This window comes from Shewanella sp. VK101, from assembly GCF_056497865.1.
This window is the reverse complement of record NZ_CM151402.1, coordinates 163,821-178,532: the sequence shown is the minus strand read 5'-3', so window position 1 is coordinate 178,532 and position 14,712 is coordinate 163,821. Positions and strand designations below refer to the sequence as shown.

The 14,712-nt window shown below is 53.9% G+C and carries 13 protein-coding genes; 1 reads left to right on the top strand and 12 read right to left on the bottom strand.

Annotation, left to right across the window (positions count from 1 at the left end; genetic code table 11):
- Nucleotides 1-150: 150 nt before the first annotated feature.
- The 12 genes from ACSHSR_RS00790 to ACSHSR_RS00735 all read right to left on the bottom strand — a co-directional run bounded on the left by ACSHSR_RS00790 (nucleotide 151) and on the right by ACSHSR_RS00735 (nucleotide 13,593).
- Entirely contained in the window at nucleotides 151-1,131 is a 981-nt protein-coding gene (locus ACSHSR_RS00790; RefSeq protein ID WP_044733397.1) for a formate dehydrogenase subunit gamma, read from the bottom strand.
- 53 nt (nucleotides 1,132-1,184) lie between these two features.
- Nucleotides 1,185-1,754 carry a formate dehydrogenase FDH3 subunit beta gene (gene fdh3B, locus ACSHSR_RS00785; RefSeq protein ID WP_025010615.1) on the bottom strand — a complete coding sequence of 190 codons (570 nt, stop codon included), beginning with the start codon at nucleotides 1,752-1,754 and terminating at the stop codon, nucleotides 1,185-1,187.
- Nucleotides 1,755-1,783: 29 nt separating this feature from the next.
- Nucleotides 1,784-4,636 carry a molybdopterin-dependent oxidoreductase gene (locus ACSHSR_RS00780; protein ID WP_335901258.1) on the bottom strand — a complete coding sequence of 951 codons (2,853 nt, stop codon included), beginning with the start codon at nucleotides 4,634-4,636 and terminating at the stop codon, nucleotides 1,784-1,786.
- Nucleotides 4,637-4,654: 18 nt separating this feature from the next.
- Complete coding sequence (locus ACSHSR_RS00775) at nucleotides 4,655-4,852, bottom strand: twin-arginine translocation signal domain-containing protein (RefSeq protein WP_025010614.1); 198 nt, start codon at nucleotides 4,850-4,852, stop codon at nucleotides 4,655-4,657.
- Nucleotides 4,853-5,223: 371 nt separating this feature from the next.
- Nucleotides 5,224-6,228, bottom strand: a complete 1,005-nt coding sequence (locus ACSHSR_RS00770) for a formate dehydrogenase subunit gamma (protein ID WP_044733398.1) — start codon at nucleotides 6,226-6,228, stop codon at nucleotides 5,224-5,226.
- Nucleotides 6,229-6,273: 45 nt separating this feature from the next.
- Complete coding sequence (gene fdh3B / locus ACSHSR_RS00765; protein WP_025010613.1) at nucleotides 6,274-6,870, bottom strand: formate dehydrogenase FDH3 subunit beta; 597 nt, start codon at nucleotides 6,868-6,870, stop codon at nucleotides 6,274-6,276.
- A 27-nt stretch (nucleotides 6,871-6,897) separates the two neighbouring features.
- Nucleotides 6,898-9,747 carry a molybdopterin-dependent oxidoreductase gene (locus ACSHSR_RS00760; RefSeq protein ID WP_479631500.1) on the bottom strand — a complete coding sequence of 950 codons (2,850 nt, stop codon included), beginning with the start codon at nucleotides 9,745-9,747 and terminating at the stop codon, nucleotides 6,898-6,900.
- Between the two features lie 18 nt (nucleotides 9,748-9,765).
- Complete coding sequence (locus ACSHSR_RS00755; RefSeq protein ID WP_025010612.1) at nucleotides 9,766-9,963, bottom strand: twin-arginine translocation signal domain-containing protein; 198 nt, start codon at nucleotides 9,961-9,963, stop codon at nucleotides 9,766-9,768.
- 75 nt (nucleotides 9,964-10,038) lie between these two features.
- Entirely contained in the window at nucleotides 10,039-10,695 is a 657-nt protein-coding gene (locus tag ACSHSR_RS00750) for a TorD/DmsD family molecular chaperone (RefSeq protein WP_025889566.1), read from the bottom strand.
- 10 nt (nucleotides 10,696-10,705) lie between these two features.
- Entirely contained in the window at nucleotides 10,706-12,370 is a 1,665-nt protein-coding gene (locus ACSHSR_RS00745; RefSeq protein WP_093981851.1) for a 4Fe-4S binding protein, read from the bottom strand.
- Between the two features lie 150 nt (nucleotides 12,371-12,520).
- Nucleotides 12,521-13,135: a DUF3306 domain-containing protein gene (locus tag ACSHSR_RS00740; protein WP_025010610.1), complete on the bottom strand. Its 615-nt coding sequence runs from the start codon at nucleotides 13,133-13,135 to the stop codon at nucleotides 12,521-12,523.
- Complete coding sequence (locus tag ACSHSR_RS00735; protein WP_025010609.1) at nucleotides 13,135-13,593, bottom strand: DUF3305 domain-containing protein; 459 nt, start codon at nucleotides 13,591-13,593, stop codon at nucleotides 13,135-13,137. The genes ACSHSR_RS00740 and ACSHSR_RS00735 overlap by 1 nt, the downstream gene beginning before the upstream one ends.
- A 278-nt stretch (nucleotides 13,594-13,871) precedes the next feature.
- Between ACSHSR_RS00735 and ACSHSR_RS00730 the strand changes: the two genes are divergently transcribed.
- The gene (locus ACSHSR_RS00730; protein ID WP_037474977.1) at nucleotides 13,872-14,702 is read left to right on the top strand and encodes a formate dehydrogenase accessory sulfurtransferase FdhD; all 831 of its coding nucleotides are present in this window, start codon (nucleotides 13,872-13,874) and stop codon (nucleotides 14,700-14,702) included.
- Nucleotides 14,703-14,712: the final 10 nt, after the last annotated feature.

The window sequence follows — 14,712 nt, the reverse complement described above, 5'->3', positions numbered from 1 at the left end:
AGTTAATTAATGCCAATCACTCAAGAAAATGGCACTTTGACCACCTATTTAGAGGTATAAGCGCCATAAATAAAATAATCACCGCTTTATTTTTCATTATTGATAAAAAAGCCGTGTCGACTGACACGGCTTTTTTGCAAAGGGCTGGCCTCAGTCTCTGTATTTCAGAGTACCGTTGGCCTTGATCTCGTCATACCACAGGTTGTGGTGCTGAGTTGCCCAGTTTTCATCACAGTAACCGGAAACCATGCACTCCATACCACCTTCAGACATAACAGTTGCCATAAAGATATGCACTATGGAGAAGGCACAGATGATGATGGCACTGATTGAGTGCAACACCAGAGCTATCAGGCTCAGGGTACGGCTGGGTTCAAACAGGTTGGGGAACAGCAACAACATGCCTGAGGCAGAGATGATCAGTCCAAAGAAGGCAAAGGCCCAGAACCACATCTTCTCACCGGCGTTGGCAAAGCCGGCATCAGGGTGTTTGCCCTTGAAAGGACCGAAGTTGATGTAACCGCCCACGACCATGAACCACTTGACGTCATACATCTTGGGTAACTGGTTCTTGGCCCACAACAGAGTCATCAGCGCCCAGCCGAACATGAAGGGAATCGCCATCACGTCGTGCACTTGTTTGGCACCATTGACCATGGATGCCCAGAAGCCTTCACCCAGATAAGGCTGGAAGAAGAAACGCCCGGCCAGCAGCACCAAGCCGGTGAGGATCAGCAGCAAGCAGGGAATCGCCCCCAGCCAGTGAATGCTCACATCAAACTTGGACCAACGATGTACCATCTTGCCGGAGAAACCATGGTGCAGTTTGGAAATACCATTAACCATGATAAACAGGGCAAAAATGATGATCATGCCGAACAGGGCCAGCATCAACCCGGGGGCCAGCCAGTCGCTGCGCAGCTCCAGTACCCGCAGATCATAGGTGTTGATCGGCTGGTTGTGGAACTGGCTCTGGGACGTGGTGTAACCCGTTGCCCCATCCTTGAGCTGAGCCCAGATCTGGGCGTCGCTCGCTTGTGGTTCCACAGGTGCATCGGCACCATTGGCAAAGCAGACCGCACTGAACAAGAGCGCAATAGCCAAGCCTATGTGTTTGAACCATTTGTTCATATTAACCTCTCTCACCGACCCGGTAGTACCGGGTCGGATATTCGTGCCGTCTGTTACTTCCAGGCGCCGTTTTCGGCACCGCGATAAGCCACACGCTCGCGGTAGATGCCGGAAACCACTTCCGCATCACCGGCCAGCAGGGCCTTGGTTGCACAGAGTTCGGCACACATAGGCAGTTTGCCTTCTGCAATACGGTTGGCACCGTATTTCTGACGCTCGGCATCCGAATGGTTTTCTTCAGGACCACCGGCACAGAAGGTACATTTGTCCATCTTGCCGCGGGAGCCGAAGGCACCTGATTTCGGGAACTGAGGTGCGCCGAATGGGCAGGCATAGAGACAGTAACCACAACCGATACAGGTATCTTTGTTGTGCAGCACTATGCCGTCTTCGGTGCGGTAGAAGCAGTTGGCAGGACACACGGCCATACAAGGCGCGTCGCTGCAATGCATACAAGCCACAGAGATAGAGGCCTCGCCGGGCTGACCATCTTTGATGGTCACTACACGGCGACGTTGGATACCCCACTCGAGAGCGGAGTCGTTTTCGTTTTTACAAGCGGTGACACAGCCATTACATTCAATGCAGCGCTTGGTATCACACAGAAATTTCATTGTAGCCATAGTGGCAATTCTCCTCGCTTAAGCTGCACTTATGCTTTGACGATCTGACAAAGCGACGCCTTGGTTTCCTGCATCTGAGTCACTGGGTCATAACCATAGGTCAGCGCAGTGTTACAGGATTCACCCAATACGTAAGGCACTGTGCCTTCCGGATAGTTGGGTTCCAGGCTCTCGCCGTGCATGATCCCGGCAAAGTGGTAAGGCATCCAGGTCACACCAGGTTTAACCCTTGGGGTCACCATGGCTTGAACCAGAATTCGGCCGCCTTCGGCGCCTTCCAGCCATACCTTCTCACCGTCACGGATACCGCGGTCGGCAGCATCACCAGGGTTGATCTCAACGAACATCTCCTGCTGCAGCTCGGCCAGCCATGGGTTGGAACGTGATTCTTCACCACCACCCTCGTATTCCACCAGACGACCGGAAGTCAGTACCAGTGGGTACTTGCCACTGACATCTTTCTCCTGGATAGACTTGTACAGAGTCGGCAGACGATGTACCTGCATGTCGTCATAAGTTGGGTACTTGGCTACCAGATCGCGACGGGCTGTGTACAGCGGCTCGCGGTGTACTGGCACCTGATCAGGGAAGGTCCACACGATACAACGGGCCTTGGCGTTACCGAATGGGATACAACCGTGCTTGATGGCAACCCGGACAATACCGCCTGAAAGGTCGGTCTTCCAGTTCTTGCCTTCGGCTTCGGCTTTCTCTTCAGCAGTCAGCTCGTCCCACCAGCCCAATTGCTTGAGCAGCTTGTCGGAGAACTCAGGATAACCGTCCTGGATTTCAGCACCTTTGGAGAAGGAACCTTCGGCCAGCAGGTTCTTGCCTTGATATTCCACACCGTAACGGGCACGGAAGTTACCGCCACCGTCTTTGACGTGCTTGCTTGTGTTATAGAGGATCTGGGTACCTGGATGCTTCATCTCAGGTGTACCCCAACATGGCCAAGGCAGACCATAGGTTTCGCCCTTGCATGGGCCACCTTCGGCTTCCAGAGTCTTGTTGGAGAAAGTGCCCCAGTTCATTGTGTGTTGCTTCAAACGCTCAGGGCTTTGGCCGGACATACCGATAGTCCACATACCGCGGTTGATTTCGCGAGTGATGTCTTCGATCAGAGGCAGACCATTCTCTTTCTTGATACGCTTGGTGTACTGCTCGGCGAAGCCCAGTTTCTGTGCCAGACGATACATGATTTCGATATCTGTCTTGGACTCGAACAGCGGCTCGATAACCTGCTCACGCCATTGGATAGAACGGCCTGAGTTGGAGATGGAACCACGGGTCTCAAACTGAGTCGCGGCAGGCAGCAGGTAGACGCCATCCTTACGACGGTGCATAACACCGGCCATAGTTGGGAATGGGTCAACAACAACGACTGTATCCATCTTGTCCAGTGCATCACGCACGTCACGCTGACGGGTTTCAGTGTTGACAGACTGACCCCAGAAGAAGGCCAGGCGCACGTTGTCTTTCTGTGCCAGCTTCTGCTTGTCTTCCAACACACCGTCGTGCCAACGGGAACAAGGAATACCCGGAGTAGTCATAGGTTCGCGGCCCAGGTAAGTACCCTGGTCGAAGCGGCTCTTCATCCACTCCATATCCAGATCCCATACGTGGGTCCAGTGTTGCCATGCCGCAGAGGTCAGGCCGTAGTAACCTGGCAGGTTATCGAACAGCAGACCCAGGTCGGTAGCGCCCTGTACGTTATCGTGACCACGGAAGATGTTGGTACCACCACCGGAAACACCCATGTTGCCCAGAGCCAACTGCAGGATACAGTAAGCACGGGTGTTGGCATTACCTACGTGGTGCTGGGTACCACCCATACACCAAACCACAGTGCCTGGACGGTTATCGGCCATCATCTTGGCGGCCTGGTACAGGTACTCTTCGCTACAGCCAGTGATGTTGGCCACCTCTTTAGGTGGGAACTTCTTGGCTTCTGCACGGATGGTTTCCATCTCGAACACACGTTCTTTGATGAAAGTCTTGTCTTCCCAGCCGTTTTCGAAGATATGCCACAACATACCGTAGATAAACGGAATGTCGGTACCCGGACGGATAGAGCAATGCAGATCGGCATGAGCCGCGGTGCGGGAGAAACGTGGATCAACCACGATCAGCTTGGCATTGTTCTTCTCTTTGGCGATCAGAATGTGCTGCATGGAAACAGGGTGTGCTTCTGCAGGGTTGGCACCAATGAAGAAGATGGCGCGGGCATTCTGAATGTCGTTGAAAGAGTTGGTTTGCGCACCATAGCCCCAGGTGTTGGCCACACCGGCTACAGTGGTAGAGTGACAAATACGGGCAGAGTGGTCGACGTTGTTGGTACCCCACATGGCGGCCAGCTTACGATACATGTAGCAGCCTTCGTTGGAGAACTTGGCACTACCCATAAAGTAAACAGAATCCGGACCCGATTCCTGGCGGATCTTCAGCATCTTGTCACTAACTTCGTTGATGGCCTGATCCCAGCTGATACGCTTCCACTTACCGCCTTCAAGCTTCATTGGATACTTGAGACGCTTCTCACCATGGCCGTGCTCGCGCAGTGCAGCACCTTTGGCACAGTGACCACCGGCGTTGAATGGGTGATCGAAGGCAGGCTCCTGACCAGTCCAAACACCGTTTTGTACTTCGGCATACAGACCACAACCTACGGCACAGGCACTACAAATAGTACGCTTGACTTCGATAGGCGCATCATGAGGTACATCTTTGGCTTCGGCACGACGCATCATGCCGGCACCCAGCATAGAGGCGGCAGCGATACCACCGGCAGTAATACCGGCATTCTTCATAAACTGACGACGGCTGATCCCCAGTTTTGGTTTGTCAGCCTTAGGGGCGACATTGGATGTGCGAGTTAACTTCATCGCTTGAGATCTCCTGGATTAGCTACGCAGGCTGTTGTAATAGCTGCGGATATGCGCTGTTTCGTGATAGCCCTTTTTTGCGGACTTCGCTTCAACAGGCTCATTGGCCTGAGCGGCGCTCACCCCTGTAGCAGCAATCGCGGCACCCGCGGCACTGCCTATGGTGATAGCCTTCAGCAGGGATCTGCGGTTCAGATCTGGCTTCTGGTCTTTCATCTTCGCTCCTGATAATTTTCACCCGCGCTGCGGGTGACACGACTCTCTTTTGTGCACTCCAGCCCTTTAACAACTCAAGCTGCACTCATGTACAAAAAAGGTAAAAATTCCGTTACATATGAATAGAGTCCTTCTATAAGCGTGGGCAATATAAGGCTTTGCAACTGGATGGATTTTGATCTGGGACAGTTTGAATGTAAGCCCCATGGGAACGGCTGTTCAAAGCGTTAACTGCTTCAAACTTTCAATAAAAGGAAAATAGCGAAAGTATCAGTGACGCGCGAATTTTGAAGTAAACAATGTTAAAAAACAGATCATAAAAAAACACCCCGGCAGGCCGGGGTGTTTGCAGTCTTTAATCAGGTCTGGGCTCAATTATCTCGATATTTGAGCGTACCGTTGGCCTTGATTTCGTCATACCAGACATTGTGATGCTGCATCGCCCAGTTCTCATCACAGTAACCGGACTTCATACACTCCATACCGCCCTCAGACAGTACGGTTGCCATCCAGATATGCACTATGGTGAAGGCGATAATGAGCGTGGCACTGACACCATGCACCAACAACGCCGCCATTGAGGCTTCACGGGGTAAATCCAGGTTGGGCAGCACCATCATGATGCCGGAAATGCTGATAAACAGACCGAAAATGGCCAGGGTCCAGAACCACATCTTCTCACCGGCGTTGGCAAAACCCGAATCCGGGTGCTTACCCTTGAAGGGGCCGAAGTTGATGTAGCCACCCACCAGCATGAACCACTTGAGGTCATAGCTCTTGAACAGCTGATCCGGCATCCATTTCACCACCAGTACCGCCCAGGAGGCGATGAACAGTGGCCCGACCCAATCGTGGATCGTCTTGGAGCCATAGATCAGTGCCGCCCAAATATCGCCACTGACATAGGGTTGCAGCACATGCTTGCCCAACATGATATTGAGCCCGGTGAAGATCAGGATAAGACAGCTGATTGCCACTACCCAGTGGATGATCAGGTCCGCCTTACTCCAACGGAACACCAACTTGCCGGAAAAACCGTGGTGCAGCTTGGATGGTCCATTCACCAGGTAAAAGAGCACGAACGCCCCAAACACGCCGACTACGGCAATCGCCATAATGGGTGTTAGGTACTGATTGCGCAGCTCCTTGCCCTGATTACCGGCCACGTTGATCAGCACGCCGGTTTCAACCCCCTTGGCAGTGGTATAGCCGGATTCACCGGATTTTACCGCGCGCCAAAGATCGGCCTCACTGGTTTGCGCCTGCGCCTGTTGCTGGCTCGACTGTTCATCGGCGGCCATGGCTGTGGAAGCAAACCCCAGCCCGGCAACCAATACCAGCAGAGCGAACAGACTGCGCAGTGATTTGATTAACATAGTCACTCCTCGTCAGGGTGGGCCTTAGCCCACCCCCGCTCTGTCTCAGTTGATCTCACCGGTCTTGGGATTGTAGCCCCAAATCACATTGGGGTTACCCCTGGCGGCCATCCGCTCACGATAGATGTTGGATACCACTTCCGCGTCACCGGCCAGCAGTGCCTTGGTGGAGCAAAGCTCGGCACACATAGGCAACTTACCTTCGGCGATACGGTTGGCACCGTACTTCTTACGCTCGGCTTCAGAGAAGTTTTCCTCTGGACCACCGGCACAGAAAGTACACTTATCCATCTTGCCGCGACTACCGAAGGCGGTCTTTTTCGGGAATTGAGGCGCCCCGAAAGGACAGGCATAGAAGCAGTAGCCACAACCGATACAGGTATCTTTGTTGTGCAGCACTATGCCATCGTCAGTGCGGTAGAAGCAGTCTGCAGGACAAACGGCCATACAAGGCGCGTCGGTACAATGCATACAGGCAACTGAAATGGACGCTTCACCGGGCTGACCATCATTGATGGTCACCACGCGGCGACGCTGGATACCCCACTCGAGCGCGGAGTCGTTTTCGTTTTTACAGGCTGTGACGCAACCGTTACACTCGATGCAGCGCTTGGTGTCACATAAGAATTTCATGACTGCCATAATGGCTTATCTCCTCATCAAGTACGGTTAGGCTTTGGTGATCTGGCACAGGCTGGATTTGGTTTCCTGCATCTGTGTCACCACATCATAGCCGTAAGTCAGAACCGTGTTGGCCGATTCACCCTGAACGTAAGGTACAGTACCTTCCGGATAGTTCTTCACCAGGCTCTCGCCTTCGAAGATACCGGCGAAGTGGTACGGCATGAAACATTCACCGTTGATCACCCTTGGCGTTACCATGGCCTTGACCTTGATCTTGGCGCCTTCTGGGCTGTGTACCCAAACATCGTCGCCATCGCGTAGACCGCGGTCGGCTGCATCGCCTGGGCTGATCTCAATAAACATCTCCTGCTGCAACTCGGCCAGCCAGGGGTTGGAACGGGTTTCTTCACCGCCGCCTTCATATTCCACCAGACGACCAGAGGTCAGTGCCAGCGGGAAGTCTTTGGCGAAGTCTTTGTCCTGAATTGACTTGTACAGGGTCGGCAGACGCGCCACCATACGGTCTTCGTAGGTGGGGTACTTGGCGACCAGGTCACGACGAGGCGTGTACAGAGGTTCACGGTGCAACGGAATGTCGTCCGGGAAGTTCCATACGATACAACGAGCCTTGGCGTTACCATAAGGGATACAGCCGTGAGCTATGGCCACACGCTGAATACCACCGGAAATATCGGTTTTCCAGTTTTTGCCTTCGGCGTGTTTCTTCTCTTCTTCGGTCAGGTCATCCCACCAACCCAGCTGCTTAAGCATCTTGTCGGTAAACTCAGGGTAACCATCCTGAATCTCACTGCCTTTGGAGAAGGAACCTTCGGCAAGTATGTTGTTGCCATTGTGCTCAACACCGTAACGGGCACGGAAGTTACCACCGCCGTAGCGGACTTCACGGTCGGTACGATAGAGGATTTGGGTACCTGGATGTTTCATCTCAGGCGTGCCCCAACATGGCCATGGCAGACCATAAGTTTCACCCTTGGCTGGGCCGCCGGGTGCTTCGAGGGTATCGAAGTCGAAGGTACCCCAGTTTTCCTGGTGCATCTTCAGACGCTCAGGGCTCTGACCTGTGTAACCTATGGTCCACATACCGCGGTTAAACTCGCGGGTGACATCTTCAACCAGCGGCTCTTCACCGTTGACCTTGATGTGCTTACAGAACTCTTTCTCAACGCCCCATTTCTTGGCCAGCTTGTACATGATCACATGGTCAGGCAACGATTCGAACAGAGGGTCGATGACCTGAGAACGCCACTGCAGTGAACGGTTGGAAGCTGACACAGAACCATAGGTTTCGAACTGAGTCGCTGCCGGCAGCAGGTAAACGCCATCTTTACGCTGGTGCATAACACCGGCCATGGTTGGGAATGGGTCAACGACTACCACAGTGTCCATCTTGTTCAGTGCTTCACGCACTTCGCGGCCACGGGTTTCTGTGTTGACAGACTGACCCCAGAAGAAGGCCAGACGGATATTGTCTTTCTGGGCAATCTTATTCTTGTCTTCCAGCACACCGTCGTGCCAGCGGGAACAAGGGATACCGGCTGAAGTCTGTGGCTTCTGGCCCAGATACTCGCCCTGGTCGAAACGGCTGCTGACCCAGGCAGGATCCAGATCCCACACATTGCTCCAGTGCGCCCAGGCGCCGGAAGTCAGACCATAGTAACCAGGCAGGTTATCGAACAGCAGGCCAAAGTCAGTGGCACCCTGTACGTTGTCGTGACCACGGAAGATGTTGGTACCACCACCGGAAACACCCATGTTGCCCAGAGCCAACTGCAGGATACAGTAAGCACGGGTATTGGCGTTACCCACGTGGTGCTGAGTACCCCCCATACACCAAACGATAGTACCGGGCTTGTGCTCGGCCATCATCTTGGCGACGCGACGCATCTGAGCCTCACCAACACCGGCGACATGCTCAACCTCGGCAGGGTTGTACTTCTTCACCTCTTCGCGGATACGTTCCATACCGTACACACGCTTATCGATAAAGCTCTGATCTTCCCAGCCATTTTCGAAGATATGCCACAGCAAACCATAGATGAAAGGAATGTCGGTACCGGGACGGATATGCACGTACTCGTCAGACTTGGCTGCAGTACGGGTGAAACGTGGATCAACCACTATGACTTTGGCACCGCGCTCTTTACCTACCAGAATGTGTTGCATCGCCACAGGGTGAGCTTCACTGGGGTTGGAGCCGATAAACAGCATGCACTTGGCATTGTGCATATCGTTGAAGGAGTTGGTTTGCGCACCATAGCCCCAGGTGTTGGCCACACCGGCTACAGTGGTAGAGTGACAAATACGCGCCGAGTGGTCGACGTTGTTGGTGCCCCACATGGCTGCGAGTTTGCGGTACAGGTAAGACTGCTCGTTGGAGAACTTGGCACTACCCATGAAGTACACAGAGTCAGGGCCAGATTCTTCGCGGATCTTCAGCATCTTGTCGCCGACTTCATTGATAGCCTGCTCCCAGCTGAGACGCTTCCACTTACCGCCTTCGAGTTTCATTGGATACTTGAGACGTTTCTCACCATGGCCGTGCTCACGCAGTGACGCGCCCTTGGCACAGTGACCACCACGGTTGAATGGATGGTCCACGGCAGGCTCCTGCCCGGTCCAAACACCGTTTTGCACTTCGGCGTAGATACCACAACCTACTGAGCAGTGAGAGCAGATAGTACGCTTCACTTCAGTGGGTGCATCGTGAGGAACATCTTTGGCTTCGGCTTTACGCATCATTCCTGCGCCCAGCATAGATGCTGCGGCAATCCCACCGGTAGCCAAACCGGCAGACTTAAGGAACTGACGACGATTCAGACCCAGAGCGGGCTTTTCAGCCACCGCGACCTGGTCTGTTTTGCGGGTTAATCGCATCACACACTCTCCTTATCGTTATTTGTTACGCAGTGAGGCGTAATAATTGCGCACATGGTCAGTCTCACGGTAGCCCTCACCCTTTGGCACTTCTGGTGCTTCAGGCTTGGCCGCCAAGGCTTGACCACTGACAGTCGCAACCGCGCCTGCCGCACTGCCGATCGCCAATGCCTTGAGCAGTTGACGACGACCCATGTCGGAAGCTTGCTTCTTCATAGTGTCTCCTCGTGTTGAAGGTAGACGGGGGAAACTCCCCCGCATGCTTTAGCCCGTGTTGCCACGGGCAAATTCTCAGGCCAACTCGCTGGCCTTGGGCTGGATCTGTACCGCCGGGGTTTCCACCACGGGCGTGCTCAGCACCAGCTGTTCAAACTCATTGATTTCGGTTTCAAAGAAGGCCCGGCCGAGTTGTGCCACCACGGCGTAAAACGCGGCGGAGGGACAACGGGACAAGGTATCGAAGAAACGTATGATCCAGCTGCCGATATGGCGGCGGTAGAAGGCCAGTTGCTGATGGGCCGGAGCTTCCAGCAGCAATACGCTCATCACCTCGCACAGGGCGGCAACATGATCTTCCGGCTCCTTGACGTTTTCTTCGCGCTCGAAGCCCAGCTGCATCAGGTCCTGACGCAGCAAAGCCAAGGGCTTGTCCATCAGCGAACCTGTCATAAACCAGCTGCCATAGGGCAGGATTTCCCCCGAGCCCACGCCGAGGAAGATGTTGAAATACTCATCTTCCAACTGGTTACTGTCGAACTGGACGGCAGCCAACTTGAGCGCCAACCAGGCCTTGGTCATATCACTGTCGTCATTGGCGTCGACTTCGAGGTCGCCAAGAAAACTCAGCAATTCCGGGCTGGGGTGGCGCCTCAGCAGCGCCGCCAGCAGCTGATAGATATCTGCTCTAAGCTGATCGTTTTCTGATACTTCTCTTACTGTTTCGGTCATAGCGGATCTCTTATCTCAGTTGCTTTTCCGGATCCTGGAGTATGTCTTCAAACATATCCTTAACCCGGCAATCACCACACATCTTCAAACGCTCAATGTTGGCGCTGAAGGCGCTGTGGCTTCCGACCATATCCAGCATCCGGTGCACCATAGACTGGGTCGCGAACGGCGCTCCACAACGAATACATTCGAACGGAGCTTCTTCTTTCAGGATCCGGCGCTGCTGCCGTGCAGCCTTATCCAGATTGACCTGAGGAGTCAGGCTGATCACCTTCTCCGGACAGGCGGCCTCACACAGACCACACTGCACACAATCCTGCTCGACAAAATACAGTGCCGGAGTGTCGCCCCCGTCGGTCAGCGCCTGGGTAGGACAGGTCGCGACACAAGACATACACAAGGTGCACTTGTCGGCATTGATATTCACCAAGCCATAAGGAACATTGCCCATGGCCAGTTGGGTATCAACATTGGCTGCCTGCTCATTGAGGTGATCGATAGCAGCATACAGCTGGGTGCGCTTGTTACCCTCAGTGAGCGCCGCAGGCACTATCACAGGCCAGTCCAGACTTACATCCAGTATAGGCCAGAGATTGGCAAGCTCGGCTTCGTCGATAACCCGAATCCTTTGTGGCTGCCCCATCTCATCCAAAATGGCATTGGCCAATCCCAGTTCACCCTTGAGCATCTGAGTCAGAGTCGGTGCTGTGGCACTGGTGTTGAGGATCAACACCTGGCGCGCACCCCAGGCCAAAGAAGCCATCCAGTGATCCATGCTGGCAACCGTGACTTCTTCCAGCGCGACCGGCAGAACCTCGCCCGGCAACTCGTCGCTGATCAGGGCGCCGCCCTGTCCCATGTCATGGAACAGCACCACAGGCGCGGTTTGGGCTTGCTCGCGGAAGCGGGAAATCAACTTGTTCAGGTATGAATGCAGTGCCTGAGGGGTTGGCTGGTCATAGGCAATGGCCCCGGTTGGACAGGCATTGGTACAGCTGCCGGCGCCGTGGCACAGATAGGGGTCTATCTCAATCTGCTTGGCCACGCTCTTGATAGCATCGGCCGGACAGAAGTTGAGGCAGCGGTTACAACCATTATTGCCGTTGCGATTATGGGCACAGAGATCGGCGTTGACCTTGACATAGCGCGGCTTGTCAAACTGGCCGATCATCTGGGGCAACTCTTGCAAGGCTTCGGCCAGTTTTTGCGGGTCCTGACCCACATAAAAATAGCCGGGTGGCAGCATTTCCAGCTGAATTTGCGGCTCGCGGCTCAGGTCAAGGATCAGATCAAAATGCGGCTTGCGTAGCGCAACCACACTGAGCTCGGCGGCGCCATTGTCATGTTCGACACTCACCTGGAATTGACCGAGGAAGCCTTTGATACCAATCAGCTTGTTGTAGTAGCTCTCGACATCTTCGGCGGCAGCCATTACGGCTTCGAGATGGGCCTCTTCCTGGCTGGTGATCGGCTCGTTGGCCAAGATCACTCTACCGGCCATGGCAGACAGTTTGTCTGCCGCCAGCCGAGCCAGATCCTCGGGGCCTATTACCAGGACATTCCCCTCTGTGGTGTAACTTACGGTCGGCGGGATCAGGTTTTGCAGAATCTGAGTCTGCTGGCTGACCTCACGACGCACCTGCCGCAGCGCTTGCTGGGCGGGATTATTGCTCACACTATTGTTCACTTTGCGTTCCTGAACAGTTTATGGCGGTGGCCGTATTCTTTATCTTGCTGCTTTTATTATTGATTTACAGCTTGCTATAGCCTGAACACAGCAATTCACATACCAAAATTATGGGCATTAAAGGCTGTTAAACTGACGTCAAACAACCGGCTTATGAGTTTCGGCCACTGCATCTGTGGCATTTTGGGCCTCTGCAGTCACATCCCCGTCCAAATTGTCCGTTGGCGACTGTGGCGCAGATTGTTCGGCCAACTGTGGCGTGTCGGCCTCGGCATCCCCTAGGGAAGCATCGGTTTCGGCCAGGGCTTCCTCAGCCTCTTCCGGCTCCTCTTTTTCCAGTACGTGACGGAAAACTTTCTTGGCCAATTCAGCCGAAGCTTCAGCGGTTAGCTTGGGTTGATTGCTGTAATCGAGTGCGTACTCGAGTAAGCCGTCGATTTCATTGAAGTGAGGTTGTTTCCAAAGGGTACGCAGTGCGGCGGTCTTGACTGCCGGGTCGACATTCTTGGCCATAAAGCTGGCGAAACTACCGCCAACCTCGATACCGCTGGGGTCGGGCAAGTCTTCGGCAGTCAACAGTTTTTCTTCCTGCAACTCAGTCTCTGGCTGAGTTTCGAGCACAGCCTGAGTTTCCGGCTCTGCCTCTGCAACAACTTCCGCTTCTTGCAGCGGTTCATCGATAGGGGTTTCACCGTCCAGAACTTGCTGCTTACGCAGTGCCCAGCGGCTGAGGAATCCACTCTTTTCGGCCATCAATGCCTCCGAATGTTGTCTTCGGCCAATTCCTTGCGGCGGTTAACATGTTTACGTCTGTGGGCGGTGATTTCCACTTCACCGTGGCGGGTAATGAAGGCTTCAATCCAGCAGGCAATCGCCTCCGGCATCGGCATGTTCAGTACCGGGGTATCCCCTTCGAGACAACCAGCTGCGACATTTTGGTCGGCGGAGATGGCGGCTGGGATCCAGTTGCCCTCGACATCTTCGTCGCAAACTATGTAAAGCATGGGATTGTCCATATCCAGATTAAGGCGGTAACTGGCACGCTCATCACGAAACAACTCCAGCAGGACCAGCTTGGCTCCCGGAGGCGCCTCATGGGTGGCGGGCACGATTTGGTCCAGCTCCCAGCTGATGGATGTCCAACGACCGACCTGTTTCTCCACTTTTTTCAGTGAAACGTACATGGGCCATACGCTTTCGGAATGTTGCATACTGACTCTCCCTCCCGATGGGATTATTTTCGGGCATAAGTAAGATCCCCAAGACTCTGCAATTTTAGTGCCAGTTGCCATTTGAGAAATAAGTTTGAACTTGATCATCTATTTAAGGCTAAAAATAGGACATTTTGTCCAATATGCAATCTGGTTTGGGACATTCATGACCTGAGTGCCGCCGGCGCTTGCTGCGGATCACGCATTTTGCAGCCTGAATCCTGTGACGGTATAAATATTGCTATGCTGTGGCCCATGCTCTCTGTGAAGGTTCGATAATGACCAGTGCCAAACCCCAATTGATCAAGACCAATACCCAGGTGCCTTTGACCATTGCCGTGACTGCGGTCGATGAAAATGGCCAACTGCAGGAGAAGTATGTCGCCTGTGAAAGACCGCTGACTGTCTACCTCAACTGGCGACCGATAGTCACCCTGATGACCTTGGGTGCAAGAGCCGAGGCCCTGGCACTGGGTTACCTGAAGAATCAAGGCTTTATCAATGATGTATCGCAACTGGAATCTGTGATTGTCGACTGGGACGTGGCTTCCGCTGCCGTGATCACCCGTGAGCAGACTGAGGATCTGGACGCCAAGCTGGCCGACAAGACAGTCACTACAGGCTGTGGCCAGGGCACTGTCTTCGGCGGCTTTATGGAAGGATTGGACGACATAGTCCTGCCGCAACCGAAACTGAAGCAGAGCATGCTCTACTCCCTGTTGAAAAACATCAGTGAATACAACCAAACCTACAAGAATGCCGGCGCAGTTCACGGCTGTGGTCTGTGTGAAGCGGATAAGATAAAGTCCTTTGTCGAAGATGTTGGCCGCCACAATGCGGTGGATACCCTGGCTGGTGAGATGTGGCTGGAGCAGGACAGAGGCGACAACAAGATTTTCTACACCACGGGGCGGCTCACTTCCGAGATGGTTATCAAGGTTGCCAAGATGGGGATCCCTGTGCTCTTGTCCCGCAGCGGTGTCACCCAAATGGGCCTGGAACTGGCACAAAAGCTGGGGATCACCATGGTCGCCCGCGCCAAGGGACGCCATTTCCTGGTGTACAATGGTGCCGACAATATCGAGTTTGATGCCAGCAATCCACGCTGATACCCAAGAT